Here is an 18,889-nt window from a genome sequence, read left to right as displayed (position 1 = left end):
GCCCATGGGCAGCAGGGCGGTGGTCGAGACGAGCATCGTGCAGACGACGACCACGGCGCTGACGAGCACCAGGGTCGTGGGCCAGCGCGGGCGCCAGGTCCGGCCCTGCACGACGGAGCTGCTCACCGGTCCACGGTAGGACGGGAGGCGACCCGACGGAACCGTTCCGCCGGATCGGGCGGACCCGCTCGACGCGCTCAGCCGTCGGCGGGCGCGAGCAGCGTGGCCAGCCGCTGCACGGCGAACGCGTACCCCTGGATCCCGGCGCCGACGATCACCGCGCTGGCGATCGGCGCGAGGTAGGAGTGGTGACGGAACTCCTCGCGCGCGTGCACGTTGCTGATGTGCACCTCCACGAAGGGCAGCGCCACGCCCGAGAGCGCGTCGCGCAGGGCCACGGAGGTGTGCGTGTACGCCCCGGCGTTGACGACGAGGCCCGCGCAGTCCTCGCGCGCGGCCTGGACCGCGTCGACGAGCGCGCCCTCGGAGTTGCTCTGCACGGCCCGCAGCTCGAGCCCGGCCTCCTCGGCGGTGCGGCGGACGAGCTCCTCGACGTCGGCCAGCGTCGCCGACCCGTACACCGCGGGCTCCCGGGTGCCGAGCAGGTTGAGGTTCGGTCCGTTGAGCAGCAGCAGCCGGGGCACGGGTCCACGCTAGCGATGTCGCCGGAGACGGAGGTCCGACCCGGTGCGCGTGCCTGTGGTCCCCCGACCGCCGCGGCACGCGCATCCCGGCTAGGTGCGCTGACCACGTCAGCCACCTGCAGGCGGCCCTCGCCGGCCGCAGCCGCTCCGGGACATGTCCGACAACGGATGTCGCACGATTGCAACGAAGGGCGACAAAATCCCGTAGGGTCCCTCGAGAGCGGCGAGGGGATGACCCCCCGAGCATCCTCTCGCCGCTCCTCACGGCCCCGGAGCCGCCGACCTGATCGAGCGTCGTCGCGACGTCCGCCACCGTCCTGCCGCGGTGAAGAGGGGACGAGCCGGTCGGTAAGCCGGATTCTGTCCCTCCGCCGAGGCGGAGGGGGCGGCCATCCATCTGCGACCGCTGTTGCCAGCGGCCTGGTGCGACCTACCCGGGAGCTCGGGCGAGCAGCCCTCGAACGCTCCCGCGGCGTCCTCCTTCGCAGGAGGGCGCCTTCTTGGTCTTGCTCCCGGTGGGGTTTGCCGAGCCACCCCTGTCACCAGGGGTGCTGGTGGTCTCTTGCACCACCGTTTCACCCTTACCCGCCGGCCGAGGCCGACGGGCGGTCTGCTTTCTGTGGCACTGTCCCGCGGGTCACCCCGGGTGGGCGTTACCCACCACCGTGCTCTGAGGAGTCCGGACTTTCCTCGACGCGTGCCCGAGGGCGTACGCCGCGGCCGCCTGACCGACTCGTCCCGGCGAGAAGGGTAGTGCCGCCGCCCCCTCACGCGCGAACCGCTGACGGTCGACACCGAACCGGGTGGTCGGGCGGTCGTCCGTCAGCGGTTCGCGCACCTGCTGGAGCCCCGGGCGAGGGGCGAGGGGCTACTTGGCGAGGAAGGCGATCAGCGCCGCGTTGAACTCGTCGGCGTGGCTCACGTTGAAGCCGTGCGGCGCGTCCTTGACGAGGACGAGCTCGGAGGCCGGGACCGCCTCGTGGGTCCGCTTGCCCGAGCCCTCGAAGGGCACGATGCCGTCGGCGTCCCCGTGGATGACGAGCGTCGGGACGTTCACGCTCTTGAGGTCCTCGCGGAAGTCGGTGGTGCCGAACGAGTTCAGGCACCCGAGCGCGGCGCGCTGGTCGGACTGCTGGGCGAGGGCCTTGGCCTCGAGGCGCTGCGCCTCGGTGACCTTGAGCTCGCCGTTGGCCGAGAAGAAGTTCGTCGTGAACTGGTCGAAGAAGGCGTCGCGGTCGTCCTTCAGGCCCGACTCGAACGAGTCCGCGGTGGCCTGGTCGAGCGGGCCCTCGGGGTTGTCGTCGCTCTTGGCGAGGAAGGGCGGCACAGCCGCGGCGAAGACGACGCTGTGCACGCGCTCCAGGTCGAACTTGCTCGCGTAGCGCGCGACCTCGCCGCCGCCCATGGAGAAGCCGACGAGCGTGACGTCGTTGAGGTCGAGCTCGACGAGCAGGTTGTGCAGGTCCTCGGCCAGGGTGTCGTAGTCGTAGCCGGCGTGCCCGATGCCCTTGGGCTTGTCGCTCTGCCCGAAGCCGCGGCGGTCGTACGCGACCACGCGGTACCCGGCCGCGCTGAGCGCACCCGTCTGCTCGCTCCAGGACGCGCCCGAGAGCGGCCAGCCGTGGATGAGGACGACGGGGCGGCCGGTGCCGCCGCTGTCCTCGACGTGCAGGTCGACCTTGCCGAGCAGGCCGGAGTTGGCGGTGACCTCAGTCATGTCAGGTGTCCTTCCGAGTCGAGCGTCAGGACCGGTCGTCCCGGTCCTCCACCATCATGACTCGGTCGCGCGCGACAGACCGGCCCGGGGTCGTCCACTCGTCAACTTCTCGGTGCGCTCTCAGCCGGTGCCGGACCGCCGACCGGGACAGGTCAGGGGAGCGTCAGCACCTCGGCGCCGGTGTCGGTGACGACGAGGGTGTGCTCGAACTGCGCGCAGCGGCTGCCGTCGCTGGTCAGCACGGTCCAGTCGTCGTCCCACATGTAGTTGTCGCCGCTGCCGAGGGTGAGCATCGGCTCGATGGTGAAGGTCATCCCCGGCTCGATCACCGTGTCGTAGCGCGGCTCGTCGTAGTGCGGGATCACCAGGCCCGAGTGGAAGGTCGAGTGCACGCCGTGGCCGGTGTACTCGCGGACGACCCCGTAGCCGAAGCGCTTCGCGTACGTCTCCACGACCCGGCCCAGGACGTTGACCTGCCGTCCGGGGCGCACGGCCTTGATAGCCCGGGCGAGCGCCTCGCGGGTGCGCTCGGTGAGCAGCCGGGCGTCCTCGTCGACGTCGCCGCAGAAGTAGGTGGCGCAGTTGTCGCCGTGGACGCCGTCCTTGTACGCGGTCACGTCGATCTTGACCAGGTCGCCGTCCTCGAGCGGGCGGGCGTCGGGGATGCCGTGGCAGATGACCTCGTTGACCGAGGTGCAGCAGGACTTGGGGAAGCCCCGGTAGCCGAGCGTGGAGGGGTACGCGCCGTGGTCGAGGATGAACGCGTGCACGACGGCGTCGAGCTCGTCCGTCGTCACGCCCGGCGCGATCGCCGCCGCGGCCGCCTCCATCGCCTGCGCGGCGATGCGCCCGGCGACGCGCATCCGCTCGATCGTCTCGGGCGTCTGGACGTCCGGGCCCTCGTAGCGCCGCGGGCCGTCGTGGCCCACGTACTCCGGCCGCGGGATGCTGCTGGGCACGCTTCGCACCGGCGAGACCGGGGCGGGCAGGACGGCGGTCGGCACGGCCCGATGCTACGTGCGGCGCCCGGAGGCGGGTCGGTAGCGTCGGCCCTCGAGGCGGTGGACGGCCGCCCGGGCGAGGAGGAGACGGACATGGCCGACGGCGACTGGTGGTTCGACCTCGAGACCAAGCAGGCGGTGCAGGACAGCAAGGCCGGCAAGGCGGCCGACCGGCTCGGGCCCTACCCCACGCGGGAGGACGCCGAGCGTGCGCTGGACAAGGTCCAGCAGCGCAACGAGGCCGCCGACTCCTGGGACGACGACTGACCCGGGCGCGCGGTCGCCGGGCAGGCGCCCGTACGCGGTCCCGGCCCGCTGGACCCGTACAGGTTCCGCCCAGCTCGGCGGGGTAAGCATGGGGTGAGGCGGCGTGGGCCCGCCGCCTCCGACCCGCCCCTTGGCGGGGCTGCACCCGCGCCCGACGGAGGACCCCCTATGACCACCGACTTCCAGGCACCGCCGACCGGCCCGGACGCGAAGGTGTCGACCACCGACACCGGGGCGCCCGCGCCCAGCGACCAGTTCTCGCTGTCCGTCGGCGCGGACGGGCCGCTGCTGCTGCACGACTTCCACTTCGTCAACCAGATGGCGCACTTCGACCGTGAGCGGGTCCCCGAGCGCGTCGTGCACGCCAAGGGCGGCGGCGCGTTCGGCGTCTTCGAGACCACGGCCGACGTGAGCCACCTGACGAAGGCCGCGATGTTCCAGCCCGGCGTCAAGACCGAGATGCTGGCCCGCTTCTCGACCGTCGCCGGCGAGATCGGCTCGGCCGACACCGTCCGCGACCCCCGCGGCTTCTCGCTGAAGTTCTACACGAGCGAGGGCAACTGGGACCTCGTCGGCAACAACACGCCGATCTTCTTCGTCCGCGACCCCATGAAGTTCCCGCACTTCATCCGCACCCAGAAGCGCCAGCCCGACTCGGGTCTGCAGGACTGGAACATGCGCTGGGACTTCTGGACCCTCAGCCCCGAGTCGGCGCACCAGGTCACCTACCTGATGGGCGACCGCGGTATCCCGCGGACGTGGCGGCACATGCAGGGCTACGGCTCGCACACCTACCTGTGGGTGAACGCCGAGGGCGTGCGCAGCTGGGTGAAGTTCAACTTCCACTCCGACCAGGGCGTGGAGAACCTCTCCAACGAGGAGGGGGCGCAGACCGCCGCGACCGACCCCGACGCCCACCGCCGCGACCTCTTCGACTCGATCGCCGCGGGGGACTTCCCGAGCTGGACGCTCAAGGTCCAGGTCATGCCGTACGAGGACGCGAAGACCTACCGGATCAACCCGTTCGACCTGACGAAGGTCTGGCCGCGCGGGGACTACCCGGAGATCGAGGTCGGTCGCATGACCTTGAACCGCAACCCGGAGAACCACTTCGCCCAGATCGAGCAGGCGGCCTTCGAGCCCAGCGCGCTCGTCCCGGGCATCGGCTTCAGCCCCGACAAGATGCTGCTGGGCCGGGTCTTCTCCTACGCCGACACGCACCGGCACCGCATCGGCGCGAACTACCACCAGCTGCCCGTGAACCGGCCGAAGGTGGAGGTCAACACCTACGAGTTCGACGGGCCGATGCGCGTCGACTTCAACCCCGGCCAGCCGACCTACTACCCGAACACGGTGGGCGGCCCCGAGGTGAAGGACGACCTCTTCGCCGACACCGGCTGGGAGGCCGACGGCGCGTTCGTGCGGCAGGCCTACACGCTGCGCGAGGACGACGACGACTTCAGCCAGGCCAACGCGATGGTCAACCAGGTCTTCGACGCCGACCAGCGGAACCGGCTCGCCGAGACGGTCGCGTCGACGCTGGGGACGGTGCGCCCCGACATCAAGGAGCGCGTCTTCGACTACTGGCGCAGCATCGACAAGGCCGTCGGCGACCACATCGCCGAGCTCGCGGCCGACCCGTCGGTCGAGGCCCACGGGCCCGCGCCCGCGAGCGACGACCCCGACACCCCGGTCAACAAGCAGGTCGAGGTCGACAAGACCACGCCGCTGAACGACGGGCCGCTGCCGGCAGGCCGCTCCGGTCTCTGAGGTCGCCGTCGAGGCCCCGTCCCCGTACCGGGGGCGGGGCCTCGTGCGTCCTCGGGCGTGGTCGGCGCTCAGAGCCAGCGGATCCCGGCACCGTGCTGGTGGGTGAGCGCGACGGCCCGGCCGTCGAGGCCCAGGACGAAGGACAGCCGTTCGTCGGGCTGCGGGCCTTCCGCGGGCACCGTCGCGGTCACCTCCGGCAGGACGTCGCGGCCCTCGTTGCTGACCCAACGGCCTCGGCCGGCCGCGACGAGGCCGCGCATGCGCCCGACGAACCGGGCGCGTCCGGGCCGGTCGAGGTACATGGCCACGGCGCTGTGGAAGACCACCACGGTGCCGTGCCGGCCGGCTTCGGCGACCCGCTCGTCGAGGAGGTCGAAGAGGTCACCCTGCGCGATCAGCGGCGGGTCCGTGCGCGCGATCGCCACGGCCGTACGCAGCCGCGCGCGGCGCTCGTCCTGCTCGGGCCAGACGCAGGTCTCCAGCCAGGCGACGGCCTGCTCGTCGCGGACGTCGACGGGGGCCAGGTCGATCCCGCCACGCCAGGCGACCGGCAGCGGGCCCGCCGGGACGGGCAGCGGGCCTTCCGCCGGCGCGGTCAGCACCGGGCCGCCGCTCCCAGCCAGGGTGCCGAGCGGCGGCCAGGCGTAGTCGTAGCGGTCCGGGAAGAGGCAGAGCCCGGCGCTCGTGCCGACCTCGAGCAGGGCCAGCGGCCCGGCCTCCGCGGCGACGCGCGCGAGGGCCGGGACGAGGGTGGCGAGCCGCCCGACCTCGTTGGTCTGCGTACGGCGCTCGAGGATCGTGGCCCGGATCGTGCCGCCGTCGCTCAGCAGGGCTGCGCGCAGCCCCGCGTACGGACCCGGCGCCGCGACGCCGTTCCAGCGTGCGGCGGCGAAGACGAGGTTCGGCTGCTGCTTGCCCCGGGGGAGCGCGGCGATCCAGCCCAGCACCTCCTCGTCGCCGGCGACGCCGGAGGACCACTCCTCGAAGCAGGCCGACTGGCCCCGGGTGGCGACCGCGAAGCCCCGGTACTGCCGCGCGACCGCCTCGAGCTCGACGGGCAGGCTCATCCGGGCACGCTACCGAGGGGCTCGGCGCCGCGGTCCCTCAGGCGCCCGGCGCGACCAGGGGCACTCCTGAGCCGGTGGAGGGATCCGGCCCGGCGGACGCCGCGGACGACCCGCCAACCGCGACCCGGCCGGCACCAGGGACCGGCCGGACCCAGGCGGCGACGCCCTCCGCGAGCTGCTTGTGCGCGGCCTCGGCGCGCGTCAGGGTGACGAGCACCGGCGCGGGCTCGCCCGGCACGGCCAGCTCCACGCGCACCTCGAACCCGACGCGGGCGAGGCGGGCGACCCGGCCCTCGACGGCCCCGGGGAAGGCGTGGCTCTCGACCTCGAGGTCGTGGGGCCGGACGAGGTGGCCCTGCAGCGCGGTGACCGGGCCGAGGAAGCCCATCACGAACTCGCTCGCCGGGGCGTCGTAGAGCTCGTCCGGCGTCCCCTCCTGCTCGACCCGGCCGTCGTTGATCACCACGATCCGGTCGGCGACCTCGAGGGCCTCCTCCTGGTCGTGGGTGACGAAGACCGTCGTCACGTGGACCTCGTCGTGCAGCCGGCGCAGCCAGTCGCGCAGCTCCTTGCGGACCTTGGCGTCGAGGGCGCCGAAGGGCTCGTCGAGGAGCAGGACGGTGGGTTCGATGGCCAGCGCGCGGGCGAGGGCCATTCGCTGGCGCTGCCCGCCGGAGAGCTGGGCGGGCAGCCGCTCGGCGAACTGCGACAGGTGCACGAGGTCGAGCATCTCGGCGGTGCGGGCCTTGACCTCGGCCTTCGGGCGCTTCCTGATCTTGAGCCCGAAGCCGACGTTGTCCGCGACGCTCATGTGCCGGAAGGCGGCGTAGTGCTGGAAGACGAAGCCGACGTTGCGCTTGCGGGCGGGCAGCCGCGTGGCGTCGACCCCCTCGATCTCGACGGTGCCGGTGTCGCCGACCTCGAGCCCGGCGATGATGCGCAGCAACGTGGACTTGCCGCCCCCGCTCGGCCCGAGCAGAGCGGTCAGCTGGCCGCTCGGCAGGTCCAGGTCGATGTCGGTCAGCGCCGCGAAGTCGCCGAAGGACTTGTTGACGCCCGCGATGCGGATGCTCATGGCTGGTTCACCGGTCGTGGTCGGAGGGACGGAGGACGGACACGACGACGAGCGCGACGACCGCCAGGAGCGCGAGGACGAAGGCCGCCGCGTACGCCGCCGTGGTGTTGTCGGCGCCGAACTGGGAGTAGCGCTCCTCGACCAGCAGCGTCGCGGTCTGCGTGCGCAGGGCGACGCCGCCGGAGACGACCTTGACCGCGCCGTACTCGCCGAGCGAGCGGGCGAGGCTGAGCACGACGCCGTAGACGAGGGCCCAGCGGATGGCCGGCAGCGTGATGCGGCCGAAGGTCTGCCAGGCCGACGCACCCAGGCTGGTGGCCGCCTGCTCCTGGTCGGTGCCGATCTCGTGCAGCACCGGCACCACCTCGCGGATGACCAGCGGCAGGCTGACGAACGCGGTCGCCATGATCATGCCGGGCTGCGCGTAGATCACCTGCACGCCGAGGCGCTCCAGCGTCGGGCCGAACCAGCCGGTGCGCCCGGAGTAGACGAGCAGCAGGGCGAGGCCGACGACGACGGGGGAGACCGACAGCGGCAGGTCCACGAGCGCCGAGAGCGCGCGCCGCCCCGGGAACTCGTAGCGCACGAGCAGCAGCGAGATGCCCACGCCGAAGACCGTGTTGATCACCACGGCCCACACGGCGTTGGCCAGCGTGAGCTCGAAGGCGAAGATCACCTCGGGCTGCCCGAGCGCCTCGAGCACGGGTGAGAGGCCGCGCTCGAAGGTCTTGAACGCCACGATCCCGACGGGCCAGACGACCAGCAGCGCGAGGTAGACGACCACCGAGATCCGCAGCGGCCAGCGCAGCAGCGACGGCTGCCGGACCGTCCGGGTGCGCGTGCCGGTCCGTCCCGCCGTCGGGGTGGTGGGCTCAGCCATGCCGGGCCACCCGCCGCGAGACGATCTCGAGCCCGACGATGACGACGAGCGCGACGAGGAGGAGCACCGACGCGACGGCCGCCGCGGCGGTCAGCTGGTCGCCCTCGACGAAGGAGAGGATGCGCACGCTCGCGACCTCGGTGGAGTAGGGCAGGTTGCCCGACAGCAGCACCAGCGAGCCGTACTCGCTGATCGCGCGCGCGAACGCCAGCGCGGCCCCGGAGGTGATCGCCGGCACCAGGCTCGGCAGGATCACCAGGCGGAAGACGGTGAAGCGGCCGGCGCCGAGCGACGCGGCGGCCTCCTCGACCTCGGGCTCGATCTCCATGAGCACGGGCTGCACGGTGCGCACGACGAAGGGCAGCGTCACGAACAGGAAGGCGAGCGTGACGGCGTGCTGGGTGTTGGCCCACTGCAGCCCGAGCGGGGAGCCGGCGCCGTAGAGGCTGAGCAGCACCAGCCCGGCGACGATCGTCGGCAGCGCGAAGGGCACGTCGATGACGACCTCGAGCGCGCGCTTGCCCACGAACGAGTCGCGCACGAGCACCCAGGCGATGGCGGTGCCCATGACGACGTCGACCAGCGTCACCAGCACGGCGTGACCCACGGTCAGCTCGAGCGCGGCGACCGTCTGCGGGCTGGTCAGGGCGTCGGCGTAGGCGGCCCAGCCGCCGCTCGACGCCTGCACGAGCACCGCGAGGAGCGGGATCAGGACCAGCAGGCTGAACCACAGCATCGCCACCCCCAGCCCGAGCGCGGAGGCGCGGGTCAGGGTGGTGCGCCGACGCCGCCCCGAGGGCGCGCGGCCCGGGGTGGGCGCGTCGTCCTCGGCGGCGGCGGGGCCGGCCAGGGCGGAGGTGGCCGACGCGCTCGGCGTCGTCACGGCCACCTCCGGACCGGGTGCGGCGCGAGCGTCACTGGCTCTTGCCCGTGGCCTGCTGGACCTGCGAGACGATCCCGGTCTTGTCGGCGAAGAACTTCTCGTTCACCGCGTCCCAGCCGCCGAGGTCGGCGATGGTCGTCAGCTTCGCCGGCGTCGGGAAGGGGTTCGACGGGTCGTTCGCCCCCTCGACGCCGGTGGTCGGCGTGCCCTCGACGACCGGGCGGAAGCCCTTCTTCACGAACTCGGCCTGGCCGTCGGCCGACAGCACGTAGTCGAGGTAGTCCTTGGCCTTCGGCGTCGCCTTGGTGGTCACCGCGGCGGGGTTCTCGATGAGCACGCTCTGGTCGGGGACGACGTAGTCGAACTCCTCGCCGGACTGCCGCGCGAGGATCGCCTCGTTCTCGTAGCTGATCAGCGCGTCCGCGTCACCGCTGAGGAAGGCGTTGGTCGCGTCGCGGCCGCTGCCCGGCAGCGCCTGCACGTTCCCGAAGAACTTCGTCAGGTACTCCTTCGCGTCGGCCTCCGAGCCGCCCTCGGCGATCGTGTGCTCGTACGCGGCGAGGGTGTTCCAGCGGGCGGAGCCCGACGACGCCGGGTTCGGCGTGATGATCTTGATCCCCGGCTTGACCAGGTCGTCCCAACCCTTGATGCCCTTCGGGTTGCCCTTGCGCACCGCGATGACCACGACGGAGTCGGCGACCATGCCCTTGGTCGCGCCGCTGTTCCAGCTCGCGTCGACCAGCCCGGCCTTGACCAGGCGGGTGACGTCGGGCTCGAGGGAGAAGCTGACGTAGTCGGCCTGGAGGCCGTTGACCACGGCGCGGCTCTGGTCGCCGGAGGGGCCGTACGCCTCCTCGAAGCTGACGCCCTGCCCGGCGGGCGTGGCGAGGAACTTCGTCTCGACGGCCTTGTTCGCCTCCTTCGGCACCGAGTAGCCGACCAGGTGGATGACCGACGAGGCCGCGGCCGAGCCGTCGGAGGAGGTGCCCGCGGGGGCCGCCGACCCGCCGACGCAGCCGGCGAGCAGCAGGGTCGACGCAGCGGCGGTGGCCACGGCGGCGACCGCGCGGACGCGCGTACGGCGGAGGAGCGAGGGGGACATGGCGAGCCCTGTTCTGTCGAGGCGGCGGCACTATGCCTACCGGCGCACTAGAGAATGCAGGGAACGGAGGCAATGCTGAGACGTTCGTTCAGCAGATGAGACGCCCGCGGTGCGGTCAGGGCGCGACGAGCCGGGTGAGCGCGATCCGGGTCAGCGGGGCGTACGCGGCGACGACCGGCCCCGGGCCCTCGAGGACGAGCCCGGCGCGGGTGCCGCGCGGGTCGGGCGCCACCTCGTGGTGCAGCGAGAGGGAGAGCGGCCCCACCCGGGCGATCCAGCTCCACCGCATCGCCCGCTCGTCGACGGCGGTGACCACGAAGCGCACCCGCAGCCCGCCCCGCGCGCGGACGACGCCGCGGCGCCCGACCGCGAGCCGCCTCCCGTCGGCCTCCACGTCGCGGATCTGCGGTGCCCAGGTCGGCCAGGCGTCCAGGTCGGCGTAGCGCTCCCAGGCCACCGCGGGCCGCACCGCACCCGTGACGTCCACCCGCCGGACCGCCCCTCGCCACGACATCAAGGACGTCCCTCCCGCAGCCGTGCCGCACGCGGGGCCGGGGCCCACGTGACGACCGTGTGACGACGCCGGGCTGCCCCGACCCGCGTCCGGGGCCCACCGTAGGGTGAGGCGCACGCGCCGGACGGCGACACCCGAGGGATCGAGGAGCAGATGAAGCTGAAGACAGTGCTGGTGGCCGCGGTCGCGGGTGGCGTCGGCTACGTCCTCGGGACGCGGGCCGGCCGGGAGAAGTTCGAGGAGCTCAAGGCCCGGGCCAACGACCTCGCGCACAGCCAGCAGGCGCAGGACGCCGCGGCCAAGGTCGCCTCCGAGGTCAAGAAGAACACCTCCTCGCTGCCCGACCCGGTGGCGAGCGTGATCAACACCGCCGCGGACGCGGTGGCCGAGGCGCCGAAGCCCGACACCACCCCAGGCTCGACCTCCTCCGCCTCGGCGTGACGCAGGCCGCGGTGGGGACCCGCGAGGTCAGGATCGGCTGCGAGTTCGTCCACTCCTCGGCCTACGACGTTCCGGCTGTCTTCCAGGTCGAGCCCGCCCCCGACCAGGCCGTGCGCGTCCACGACGAGTCGTGGACCATGCAGCCCGAGCAGGCCAGCCGGACGTATGCGGACCTGTACGACAACGTGTGCCGCCGCCTGACCATCCCGGCCGGGCAGTCGACCATCACCTACTCCGCGCTGGTCACCGTGCCGGACGCGACGGAGGAGGTCGACGAGAGCGCCGAGGAGCTGGCGCCCGAGGACCTGCCCGACGACGTGCTGATCTTCACGCTGCCGAGCCGCTACTGCCTCCCCGACGTCCTGGGCGCGGAGGCGTGGAACCGCTTCGGCCAGCTGCCGCGCGGCTACTCCCGGGTGCAGGCGATCTGCGACTACGTCAACGGGCACCTGACCTTCCAGTACGGCAGCAGCAACGCCCGCAGCACCGCCGCCGACGTGCACGCGGCCGGCTACGGCGTCTGCCGCGACTTCACCCACCTGGCCGTGTCGCTGTGCCGGGCCCTGAACATCCCGGCCCGCTACGTGTTCGGCTACCTGCCGCAGATCGACGTCGAGCCCCTGGGTGCGCCGATGGACTTCGCGGCGTGGATGGAGGTCTACCTCGGCGGGCGCTGGTTCACCTTCGACCCGCGCAACAACGTGCACCGCAAGGGCCGCGTCCTGATCGGGCGGGGTCGCGACGCCGGGGACGTGGCCATGGCCACGACGTACGGAGCACCCTGGCTGCAGCGGATGACCGTCGTCGCCGAGGAGGCCGTGGCCCCGGTCGGGACCCAGCCGGGCGCCTGAGGCGCGAGCCGCCCAGCCGACAGAGCCCAGCCGACCTCGGGCTCAGCCGACCTCGAGCTCGGACGCCACCTCGTCGAGCTGGGCGGTGAGGGCCGCGTCCCCGAGCGGGGCGCAGCCCCAGAAGAAGGCGAGCGCCTCGCCGGAGTCCAGGTCGACGACCGTGATCTGCACCGTGTCGCCCCCGGACGTCGTGCGGGGGTCGTCCGCGCGGATCTCGCTGCGCAGCGTCCAGGCGGGGTAGCCGCCGACGCTCGTCTCCTCGTTCACCAGGTCCGTGCGCGAGGTGACCCCGCGGTAGAGCGACGACGCGAGCGTGCACCCCATCATCCGCTCCGCGGCGCCGGCCGGGTCCTCGAAGCCGTCGGCGACGGAGACCGCACCGACGGCGTAGGTGGAGTACCACTGCTGCTGGACCTGGGTGTCGGCCTCGCCGACGTCGTACGCCCAGGTGAAGGAGTCGACCTGCCGGCCGGGGTAGGTCCACCCGGCGGGCAGCGGGAAGGACAGGCTGCCGCCGTGCACCCGGTCGTCGCGCGGGTAGTCCTGGCGGCTGTAGGGGCTGCCGAAGAGGCACGGCTCCGCGCTGGGCACGGGGCTCGGGGTGCCGCTCGGCCCGCCGCTGGGGTCGGGGCCCGGCTCGGTGCTCGGGCCCGTCGGCAGGGGCGCAGCGGTGCTCGGCGGGGTAGTCACGCTCGGCGCCGGTACGGGAGCGGGGTCCACGGTCGCGCGGCTCCGCTCGCGGAGCACGAGGGCGCCCACGGCGACCAGGACGAGCACCACGGCCGCGGCCGTCGCGGCCAGGCCGATGCGGAGCCCGCGGGACCGCCGCGGGCCCCTGCCGCCGTCAGCGCCCCCCGCGGAGCCGGCAGGGCCAGGGCCGCCGGGCAGCTCGGAGGTCGTGCTCAGGCCCCAGGCCTGGCCGTCCCAGAAGCGGTAGTGGCCGGAGCGGCCCCCGGGGTCGGGGTACCAGCCGGGCTCGGACACGGGTTCACGCTAACGGCGCGCGGCGCAGGACCGGCCCGTCGACGCGCCCCGGGCCCCGGCTCGTCGGAGCGGCGGGTCAGGCCGGGACGTTGCGCTCGAGCTCGGCGAGCCACGCGTTCGCGTTCCCGTCGCTCGGCGCGCGCCACTCGCCGCGGGGCGAGAGCGCGCCGCCGGCCACCACCTTCGGGCCGTTCGGGATCGCCGAGCGCTTGAACTGGCTGATGCCGAAGAAGCGGTGGCAGAAGACCTGCAGCCAGTGCCGGATGGTCGCCAGGTCGTAGCTCGTCCGCACCCCGTCGAAGCCGGGCGGCCAGGGTCCGACGTCCGGGTCGGACCACGCGTGGTGGGCGAGGAAGGCGATCCGGCTGGGCGGGAAGCCGTAGCGCAGCACGTGGAAGAGCGTGAAGTCCTGCAGCGCGTACGGCCCGATCTTGGCCTCCGTGCTCTGCGGCCCCTCGCCCTCGGCGACGGGGACGAGCTCGGGGCTGATCTCCTGGGCGAGGATCGCGCCCAGCACCGCGTTGGTCTCCTCGTCGAACTCCCCGTTGCCGATCGCCCAGCGGATCAGGTGCTGGATCAGCGTCTTGGGGATGCCCGCGTTGACCGCGTAGTGCGACATCTGGTCCCCGACGCCGTACGTGCACCAGCCCAGCGCCAGCTCGGAGAGGTCGCCGGTGCCGAGCACGATGCCGCCGCGCTGGTTGGCCAGGCGGAAGAGGTAGTCGGTGCGCAGCCCGGCCTGGACGTTCTCGAAGGTGACGTCGTAGACGGGGTGGCCGTCGGAGAACGGGTGGTCCATGTCGGCCAGCAGCCGCTCGGCCGCCGGGCGGATGTCGATCTCGGCGAAGGTCGTCCCGAGGGCGTGCGACAGGTGGGTCGCGTTGTCCTTGGTCGTCGACGTCGTGGCGAAGCCGGGCAGCGTGAAGGCGAGGATGTCGCTGCGCGGGCGGCCGAGGCGGTCCATCGCGCGGGCCGCGACCATCAGCGCGTGGGTCGAGTCGAGCCCGCCCGAGACGCCGATGACGATCTTGGGGTTGCCGATCGCGACGAGGCGCTGGGCCAGCGCGGTGACCTGGATGTTGTACGCCTCGTAGCAGTCGAGGGCGAGGCGGTCGGGGTCGTCGGGCACGAAGGGGAAGCGGTCCAGCGAACGGCGCAGGCCGAGGTCGGTGCGCGGCGGGTCGAGGGTGAGGTCGACCGTGCGGAACTCCGCCGTGCGGGCGGCGTGCGTGCGCCGGTTGTCGTCGAAGGTGCCGGTCCGCTGCCGCTCCTGGCGCAGCCGCAGCAGGTCGACGTCGGCGACCGCGCGCCGCGGGCCGTCGGGGAAGCGGTCGGTCTCGGCCAGCAGCTGCCCGAGCTCGTAGACCATGGTCTGGCCGTCCCAGGACAGGTCGGTGCTGGACTCGCCCGGACCGGCGGCGGTGTAGACGTACGCCGCCAGGCACCGGCTCGACGCCGAGCGGGCGAGCAGGCGACGGTCCTCCGCACGACCCACGGTGATGGGGCTCCCGGAGAGGTTCAGCAGCAGGGTCGCCCCGGCCAGCGCCGCCTCGGCGCTCGGCGGCACCGGCACCCACATGTCCTCGCAGACCTCCACGTGGAAGGTCAGCCCGGGCACGTCCTGGGCGGCGAACAGCAGGTCGGGGCCGAGCGGGACGCGCTGCCCGGCGAGCAGGACCGTCTCGCCGCGCCGGTCGTCGCCGGGGCCGAAGTGGCGCCGTTCGTAGAACTCCCGGTAGGTCGGCAGGTAGGACTTGGGCGCCACGCCGAGCACCGCGCCGCGGTGGATCACGACGGCGCAGTTCAGGAGGCGGTTGCCGTGGCGCAGGGGAGCGCCGACGACGAGCACGGTCGGGGCGTCCACCGAGGCGGCGACGAGCTGGGCGAGGGCGACCTCGACCTCGTCGAGCACGGTCTCCTGCAGCAGCAGGTCCTCGATCGCGTACCCCGACAGCGCGAGCTCGGGGAACACCGCGACCCCGACCCCCTCGTCGACGCAGGCGCGGAAGAGGTCGGCGACGGCGGCGGCGTTCGCCCGGGGGTCGGCGATGGTGACGGTGGGCACGCACGCCGCCACGCGGACGAAGCCCTGGTCGTAGATCGAGGCGAACACGGCCCCATCCTCGCAGCGGCGCTCAGCGGGGGCTGGGGACACCCTGCGCGGCCAGCAGCCCCAGCAGGGTCAGGGCATCGGCGTCGGGAGAGCGTCGACGGTGGAGCCGGGGCCTGAGCGCCGGCCGGCGGGGGTCACACTGGACGGATGAACGCCGACGAGCCGGGCACGTCCGAGCAGCAGACCCCTCAGGAGGACCCGGTCGACGAGACGAAGCGCCGCTTCCGCGAGGCGCTCGCCGCCAAGCAGGGCCGCCACGGCCAGGACCACTTCGACGGAGGGGGCAAGGCCGGCGGCCACGCGCACGGGCAGGCCGACGGCAAGCGGAGCACGTTCCGCCGCAAGACCGGCTAGCGCTCAGCCGATCTCGCCCTCGATGCCGAACAGCGCCCGGGCGTTGTGCTCGGTGAAGGCGTCGCGCCCGGCGTCCCCGGCGGTGTCGGTGTAGCTCGTCAGGAACGTCGCGACCGCCTCGGCGTCGGGACGCTGGAACGGGTAGTCCGTGCTGAACAGCAGGCGGTCGGGCGTCGTCACCTCGAGGACGTGTCGCAGCAGCGCCGGGTTGAGCATCCCCGAGCTCGTCAGGTGCACGTTCGTGCGGATGCAGTCGGACACGCTGCGACCCAGCCCCGCGACGCGGGCGAGGCTGTCGGCGCGGTCCAGCCAGAACGGCAGCAGCTCGCCCCAGTGGCCCAGCACCAGCTGGAGGTCGGGGTGCCGCTCGAAGGTCCCGCGGACGACGAGCCGGAGCGCGGCGAGCGCCGCCTCGAGGTGCCAGCCCCAGCCGAAGGTCGCCATCGCCAGGCCGGTCAGCTCGTCGAAGCCGCCGTACGAGGCCTCGCGCACGGCGAGCGGGGGCACCTGGGGGTGCACGAACACCGGCATCCCCAGGGACGCGGCCGCGGCGAGGACGTCGTCGTTGCGGGGGTCGTCGAGCGGGACGTCGCCCGAGCGGCCGTAGACCATCGCGCCGACCATGCCGAGGCCGGCCGCGCGCTCGAGCTCGGCGACCGCCGCGGCCGGGTCGGGCATCGGCAGGGTCGCCAGGGCCCGGAACCGCCGCGGGTGGCGGCGTACGGCCTCCACGGCCAGGTCGTTGGCCCGCCGGGCGAGGGGGACGGCCTGCGCCGGGTCGAGCGGCTGGGTGCCAGGAGGGGCGAGCGAGAGGACCTGCAGGTCGACGCCCTGGGCGTCCATCACCCGCAGGCGGGCGTCCGCGAGGTCCTCCAGGAGAGCGAGGTTGTCGCCCGCCTCGTCGAGCACGAGGCTCGGGTCGCCGCGCTCCGCGGGCAGCGCGCGCACCGCCTCGCTCAGCTCCGGCAGGTTCCAGTGCTCCTCGATCGCGATCCTCGCCACGGCTCCCATGCTCGTCCTCGGGTCCGCTCCGCCGGACACCCCTCCCCGTAACGCCGGCGTTACGCCCCGACGGGCACACTGAGCGCGTGGACAAGCAGACGGAGTTCGTCCTCCGGGCCATCGAGGAGCGCGACGTCCGGTTCGTCCGCATGTGGTTCACCGACGTGCTCGGGTTCCTCAAGTCGGTCGCCATCGCACCGGCCGAGCTCGAGGGCGCCTTCGCGGAGGGCATGGGCTTCGACGGCTCGGCGGTCGAGGGCTTCGCCCGCGTCTACGAGTCGGACATGATCGCCCACCCCGACCCCTCGACGTTCCAGGTCCTGCCCTGGCGCGACAGCAGCCCGGCGACGGCGCGGATGTTCTGCGACATCTCGATGCCCGACGGCTCGCCCTCGTACGCCGACCCCCGCTACGTCCTCAAGCGAGCGCTGGGCAAGGCCGCCGACCTCGGCTTCACCTTCTACACGCATCCCGAGGTCGAGTTCTACCTCTTCCAGGACCCGCTGCTGCCCAACGTCACGCCGACCCCGGTCGACCACTCGGGCTACTTCGACCACACGCCGCAGAGCACCGGCAGCGACTTCCGCCGCAAGGCGATCACGATGCTCGAGCAGATGGGGATCTCGGTCGAGTTCTCCCACCACGAGGCGGGCCCGGGGCAGCAGGAGATCGACCTGCGCTACGCCGACGCGCTGTCGACCGCGGACAACATCATGACGTTCCGCGTGGTGGTCAAGGAGGTCGCGCTCAGCCAGGGCATCCACGCCTCGTTCATGCCCAAGCCGTCGACCGACTGGCCCGGCTCGGCGATGCACACGCACATGTCGCTCTTCGAGGGCGACACCAACGCCTTCTACGACGCGGGCGGTGAGAACCGGCTCTCGAAGGTCGGGCGCCACTTCATCGCCGGCCTGCTGCGCCACGCGGCCGAGATCTCGGCCGTGACCAACCAGTGGGTGAACTCGTACAAGCGCCTCGCCGGCGGCGGCGAGGCCCCGAGCTACATCTGCTGGGGCCGTAACAACCGCTCCGCGCTGGTCCGGGTCCCGATGTACAAGCCGAACAAGGGCTCGTCGGCGCGTGTGGAGCTGCGCTCGATCGACTCCGCGGCCAACCCGTACCTGGCCTTCGCCCTCACCCTCGCCGCCGGCCTCGCCGGGATCCAGGGCGAGTACGAGCTCCCCGACGGTGCCGAGGACGACGTCTGGTCGCTCACCGAGCGCGAGCGCCAGGCCCTGGGCATCGCGCCGCTGCCGCGCAACCTCGACGAGGCCATCCGGGCGATGGAGGGTTCCGAGCTCGTCGCCGAGACCCTCGGCGACCACGTCTTCGACTTCTTCCTGCGCAACAAGCGGGCCGAGTTCAACGAGTACCGCCGCCAGGTCACCCCGCAGGAGCTCGAGCGGCTGCTACCCGTCCTCTGACGACCTCGGAGGTCCCGGTCGGCGCCGGTCCTGCGGGTCCGGCGCGCGCTCGGCGAGGCTCCGGCTCGGCCACCGGGCGAGGTCGGCGTCGAGCAGGGCCGGGTCGCGGTGCGGGGCGGTCTCGTCCAGGATCTCGAGCGCGGTGATCCGCTCGACGCGGAAGCCGCGGACGGCGTCGCGCAGCCGGCACCACCCGACCAGCAGCCATGCGTCGGCCGCCCGCAGCAGCCCCATCGACTCGACGTCGCGGACCGTGACGGGCCCGGGCCGACCGTCGCCGTCGGGCTCGCCCACGTAGGTCAGGCGCACGACCCGCCGGGCGCCGATGACGTCGGACAGGATGCTCAGCGGCACCGCGCCGGCGTCGGGCTCGCTGAAGTCGATCACCCGTACGGTCTCGAGCAGTCCCTGCACGACCGGCCGGTCCGCGTCCCTCATCACCGCGGTGACCTTCGCCCGTGCGCGGCGGGCAGCGCTGCGGTAGGGCGAGGAGTCGAGCAGCGCGAGGCCGGCCAGCACGGCGAGGGACTCGGTGGCGGAGAGGTTCAGCGGCGGCAGCGAGTACTCGCGCAGGATCGCGTAGCCGCCCGTCACGCCCGGGGTCGCGTACACGGGCACGCCGGCGAGCTGGAGCGAGACGATGTCGCGCTCGATCGTGCGCGAGGACACCTCGAGCTCGGCGGCGAGGCGCGCGGCGGACCAGGGCCGCCGCGCGCCGCGCAGCAGGTCGACGAGGGCGTACTGCCGCTCGGCCTTCTTCACGAAGCCCAGCCTGGCAGCAGCGGGAGCCGGGTGCGGTG

Annotated in this window: 19 protein-coding genes, 1 other RNA gene and 1 pseudogene; 7 read left to right on the top strand and 14 right to left on the bottom strand. The window is 73.1% G+C overall.

The window, feature by feature from the left end; all coding sequences use genetic code 11:
- The first annotated feature begins 4 nt into the window (after positions 1–4).
- Positions 5–139 (top strand): hypothetical protein, encoded by a 135-nt coding sequence (locus BLU42_RS21610; RefSeq protein WP_269457988.1) that lies wholly within the window; start codon positions 5–7, stop codon positions 137–139.
- A gap of 58 nt (positions 140–197) precedes the next feature.
- Here the strand turns inward: BLU42_RS21610 and aroQ are convergent, their stop codons facing one another.
- The 4 genes from aroQ to map all read right to left on the bottom strand — a co-directional run bounded on the left by aroQ (position 198) and on the right by map (position 3,365).
- On the bottom strand, positions 198–644 hold the full coding sequence (gene aroQ, locus BLU42_RS13120; RefSeq protein ID WP_091075039.1) for a type II 3-dehydroquinate dehydratase: 447 nt from the start codon (positions 642–644) through the stop codon (positions 198–200).
- Positions 645–977: 333 nt separating this feature from the next.
- Positions 978–1,380, bottom strand: an RNA gene (gene rnpB / locus BLU42_RS13115) — RNase P RNA component class A.
- A gap of 132 nt (positions 1,381–1,512) precedes the next feature.
- Positions 1,513–2,361, bottom strand: coding sequence for an alpha/beta fold hydrolase (locus BLU42_RS13110; RefSeq protein ID WP_091075037.1), 849 nt, complete (start codon positions 2,359–2,361; stop codon positions 1,513–1,515).
- Between the two features lie 152 nt (positions 2,362–2,513).
- Positions 2,514–3,365: a type I methionyl aminopeptidase gene (map, locus tag BLU42_RS13105; protein WP_091075035.1), complete on the bottom strand. Its 852-nt coding sequence runs from the start codon at positions 3,363–3,365 to the stop codon at positions 2,514–2,516.
- 90 nt (positions 3,366–3,455) lie between these two features.
- On the opposite strand from map, the gene BLU42_RS13100 reads away from it, so the two are divergent.
- Positions 3,456–3,629, top strand: a complete 174-nt coding sequence (locus tag BLU42_RS13100) for an SPOR domain-containing protein (protein ID WP_157719969.1) — start codon at positions 3,456–3,458, stop codon at positions 3,627–3,629.
- A gap of 168 nt (positions 3,630–3,797) precedes the next feature.
- Positions 3,798–5,249 (top strand): annotated as a pseudogene (locus BLU42_RS13095) (catalase); the annotation flags it as partial.
- A 218-nt stretch (positions 5,250–5,467) separates the two neighbouring features.
- Here the strand turns inward: BLU42_RS13095 and BLU42_RS13090 are convergent.
- From BLU42_RS13090 to BLU42_RS13065, 6 genes are all read right to left on the bottom strand, one after another.
- The gene (locus BLU42_RS13090; RefSeq protein WP_091075028.1) at positions 5,468–6,466 is read right to left on the bottom strand and encodes a DUF2332 domain-containing protein; all 999 of its coding nucleotides are present in this window, start codon (positions 6,464–6,466) and stop codon (positions 5,468–5,470) included.
- Between the two features lie 37 nt (positions 6,467–6,503).
- Positions 6,504–7,541 (bottom strand): sulfate/molybdate ABC transporter ATP-binding protein, encoded by a 1,038-nt coding sequence (locus BLU42_RS13085; RefSeq protein ID WP_091075026.1) that lies wholly within the window; start codon positions 7,539–7,541, stop codon positions 6,504–6,506.
- Between the two features lie 7 nt (positions 7,542–7,548).
- Positions 7,549–8,421: a sulfate ABC transporter permease subunit gene (locus BLU42_RS13080; protein ID WP_091075024.1), complete on the bottom strand. Its 873-nt coding sequence runs from the start codon at positions 8,419–8,421 to the stop codon at positions 7,549–7,551.
- Complete coding sequence (gene cysT / locus BLU42_RS13075) at positions 8,414–9,304, bottom strand: sulfate ABC transporter permease subunit CysT (RefSeq protein WP_231918139.1); 891 nt, start codon at positions 9,302–9,304, stop codon at positions 8,414–8,416. Before cysT ends, BLU42_RS13080 begins: the two co-directional genes overlap by 8 nt.
- 31 nt (positions 9,305–9,335) lie before the next feature.
- A complete protein-coding gene (locus BLU42_RS13070; RefSeq protein WP_091075022.1) occupies positions 9,336–10,406 on the bottom strand; it encodes a sulfate ABC transporter substrate-binding protein in 1,071 nt (356 codons plus the stop codon).
- Between the two features lie 115 nt (positions 10,407–10,521).
- Entirely contained in the window at positions 10,522–10,893 is a 372-nt protein-coding gene (locus tag BLU42_RS13065; protein WP_197680438.1) for an SRPBCC family protein, read from the bottom strand.
- 180 nt (positions 10,894–11,073) lie between these two features.
- Between BLU42_RS13065 and BLU42_RS13060 the strand changes: the two genes are divergently transcribed.
- The gene (locus tag BLU42_RS13060; protein ID WP_091075018.1) at positions 11,074–11,361 is read left to right on the top strand and encodes a hypothetical protein; all 288 of its coding nucleotides are present in this window, start codon (positions 11,074–11,076) and stop codon (positions 11,359–11,361) included.
- A gap of 11 nt (positions 11,362–11,372) precedes the next feature.
- Positions 11,373–12,212 carry a transglutaminase-like domain-containing protein gene (locus BLU42_RS13055; RefSeq protein WP_091080429.1) on the top strand — a complete coding sequence of 280 codons (840 nt, stop codon included), beginning with the start codon at positions 11,373–11,375 and terminating at the stop codon, positions 12,210–12,212.
- A gap of 42 nt (positions 12,213–12,254) precedes the next feature.
- On the opposite strand, the gene BLU42_RS13050 is transcribed toward BLU42_RS13055, so the two are convergent.
- Together BLU42_RS13050 and BLU42_RS13045 are read right to left on the bottom strand one after the other, a co-directional pair.
- On the bottom strand, positions 12,255–13,196 hold the full coding sequence (locus BLU42_RS13050; RefSeq protein ID WP_091075016.1) for a DUF2510 domain-containing protein: 942 nt from the start codon (positions 13,194–13,196) through the stop codon (positions 12,255–12,257).
- A 76-nt stretch (positions 13,197–13,272) separates the two neighbouring features.
- Positions 13,273–15,309 (bottom strand): NAD(+) synthase, encoded by a 2,037-nt coding sequence (locus tag BLU42_RS13045; protein WP_197680437.1) that lies wholly within the window; start codon positions 15,307–15,309, stop codon positions 13,273–13,275.
- A 147-nt stretch (positions 15,310–15,456) separates the two neighbouring features.
- Here BLU42_RS13045 and BLU42_RS13040 point away from each other — a divergent pair, with 147 nt between their 5' ends.
- Entirely contained in the window at positions 15,457–15,663 is a 207-nt protein-coding gene (locus BLU42_RS13040; RefSeq protein WP_091075014.1) for a DUF5302 domain-containing protein, read from the top strand.
- Positions 15,664–15,666: 3 nt separating this feature from the next.
- Here BLU42_RS13040 and BLU42_RS13035 read toward each other — a convergent pair whose 3' ends face one another.
- A complete protein-coding gene (locus tag BLU42_RS13035; protein ID WP_091075013.1) occupies positions 15,667–16,665 on the bottom strand; it encodes an amidohydrolase family protein in 999 nt (332 codons plus the stop codon).
- A gap of 86 nt (positions 16,666–16,751) precedes the next feature.
- Between BLU42_RS13035 and BLU42_RS13030 the strand changes: the two genes are divergently transcribed.
- The gene (locus BLU42_RS13030) at positions 16,752–18,089 is read left to right on the top strand and encodes a glutamine synthetase family protein (protein WP_091075011.1); all 1,338 of its coding nucleotides are present in this window, start codon (positions 16,752–16,754) and stop codon (positions 18,087–18,089) included.
- Here BLU42_RS13030 and BLU42_RS13025 read toward each other — a convergent pair.
- Positions 18,075–18,851: a helix-turn-helix transcriptional regulator gene (locus tag BLU42_RS13025; RefSeq protein ID WP_091075009.1), complete on the bottom strand. Its 777-nt coding sequence runs from the start codon at positions 18,849–18,851 to the stop codon at positions 18,075–18,077. The two genes, BLU42_RS13030 and BLU42_RS13025, sit on opposite strands and share 15 nt — an antisense overlap.
- Positions 18,852–18,889: the final 38 nt, after the last annotated feature.

The sequence above is a fragment of the Microlunatus sagamiharensis genome (genome assembly GCF_900105785.1).
GTDB lineage: Bacteria > Actinomycetota > Actinomycetes > Propionibacteriales > Propionibacteriaceae > Microlunatus > Microlunatus sagamiharensis.
This window is presented reverse-complemented; position numbering and strand designations above follow the sequence as displayed.

Coding starts and splice junctions, on each gene's coding strand:
- BLU42_RS13040 (WP_091075014.1), top strand. CDS start 15,457: ATGAACGCCGACGAGCCGGGCACGTCCGAGCAGCAGACCCCTCAGGAG.
- BLU42_RS13080 (WP_091075024.1), bottom strand. CDS start 8,421: ATGGCTGAGCCCACCACCCCGACGGCGGGACGGACCGGCACGCGCACC.
- BLU42_RS13060 (WP_091075018.1), top strand. CDS start 11,074: ATGAAGCTGAAGACAGTGCTGGTGGCCGCGGTCGCGGGTGGCGTCGGC.
- BLU42_RS13090 (WP_091075028.1), bottom strand. CDS start 6,466: ATGAGCCTGCCCGTCGAGCTCGAGGCGGTCGCGCGGCAGTACCGGGGC.
- BLU42_RS13070 (WP_091075022.1), bottom strand. CDS start 10,406: ATGTCCCCCTCGCTCCTCCGCCGTACGCGCGTCCGCGCGGTCGCCGCC.
- BLU42_RS13100 (WP_157719969.1), top strand. CDS start 3,456: ATGGCCGACGGCGACTGGTGGTTCGACCTCGAGACCAAGCAGGCGGTG.
- BLU42_RS13110 (WP_091075037.1), bottom strand. CDS start 2,361: ATGACTGAGGTCACCGCCAACTCCGGCCTGCTCGGCAAGGTCGACCTG.
- BLU42_RS21610 (WP_269457988.1), top strand. CDS start 5: ATGGGCAGCAGGGCGGTGGTCGAGACGAGCATCGTGCAGACGACGACC.
- BLU42_RS13085 (WP_091075026.1), bottom strand. CDS start 7,541: ATGAGCATCCGCATCGCGGGCGTCAACAAGTCCTTCGGCGACTTCGCG.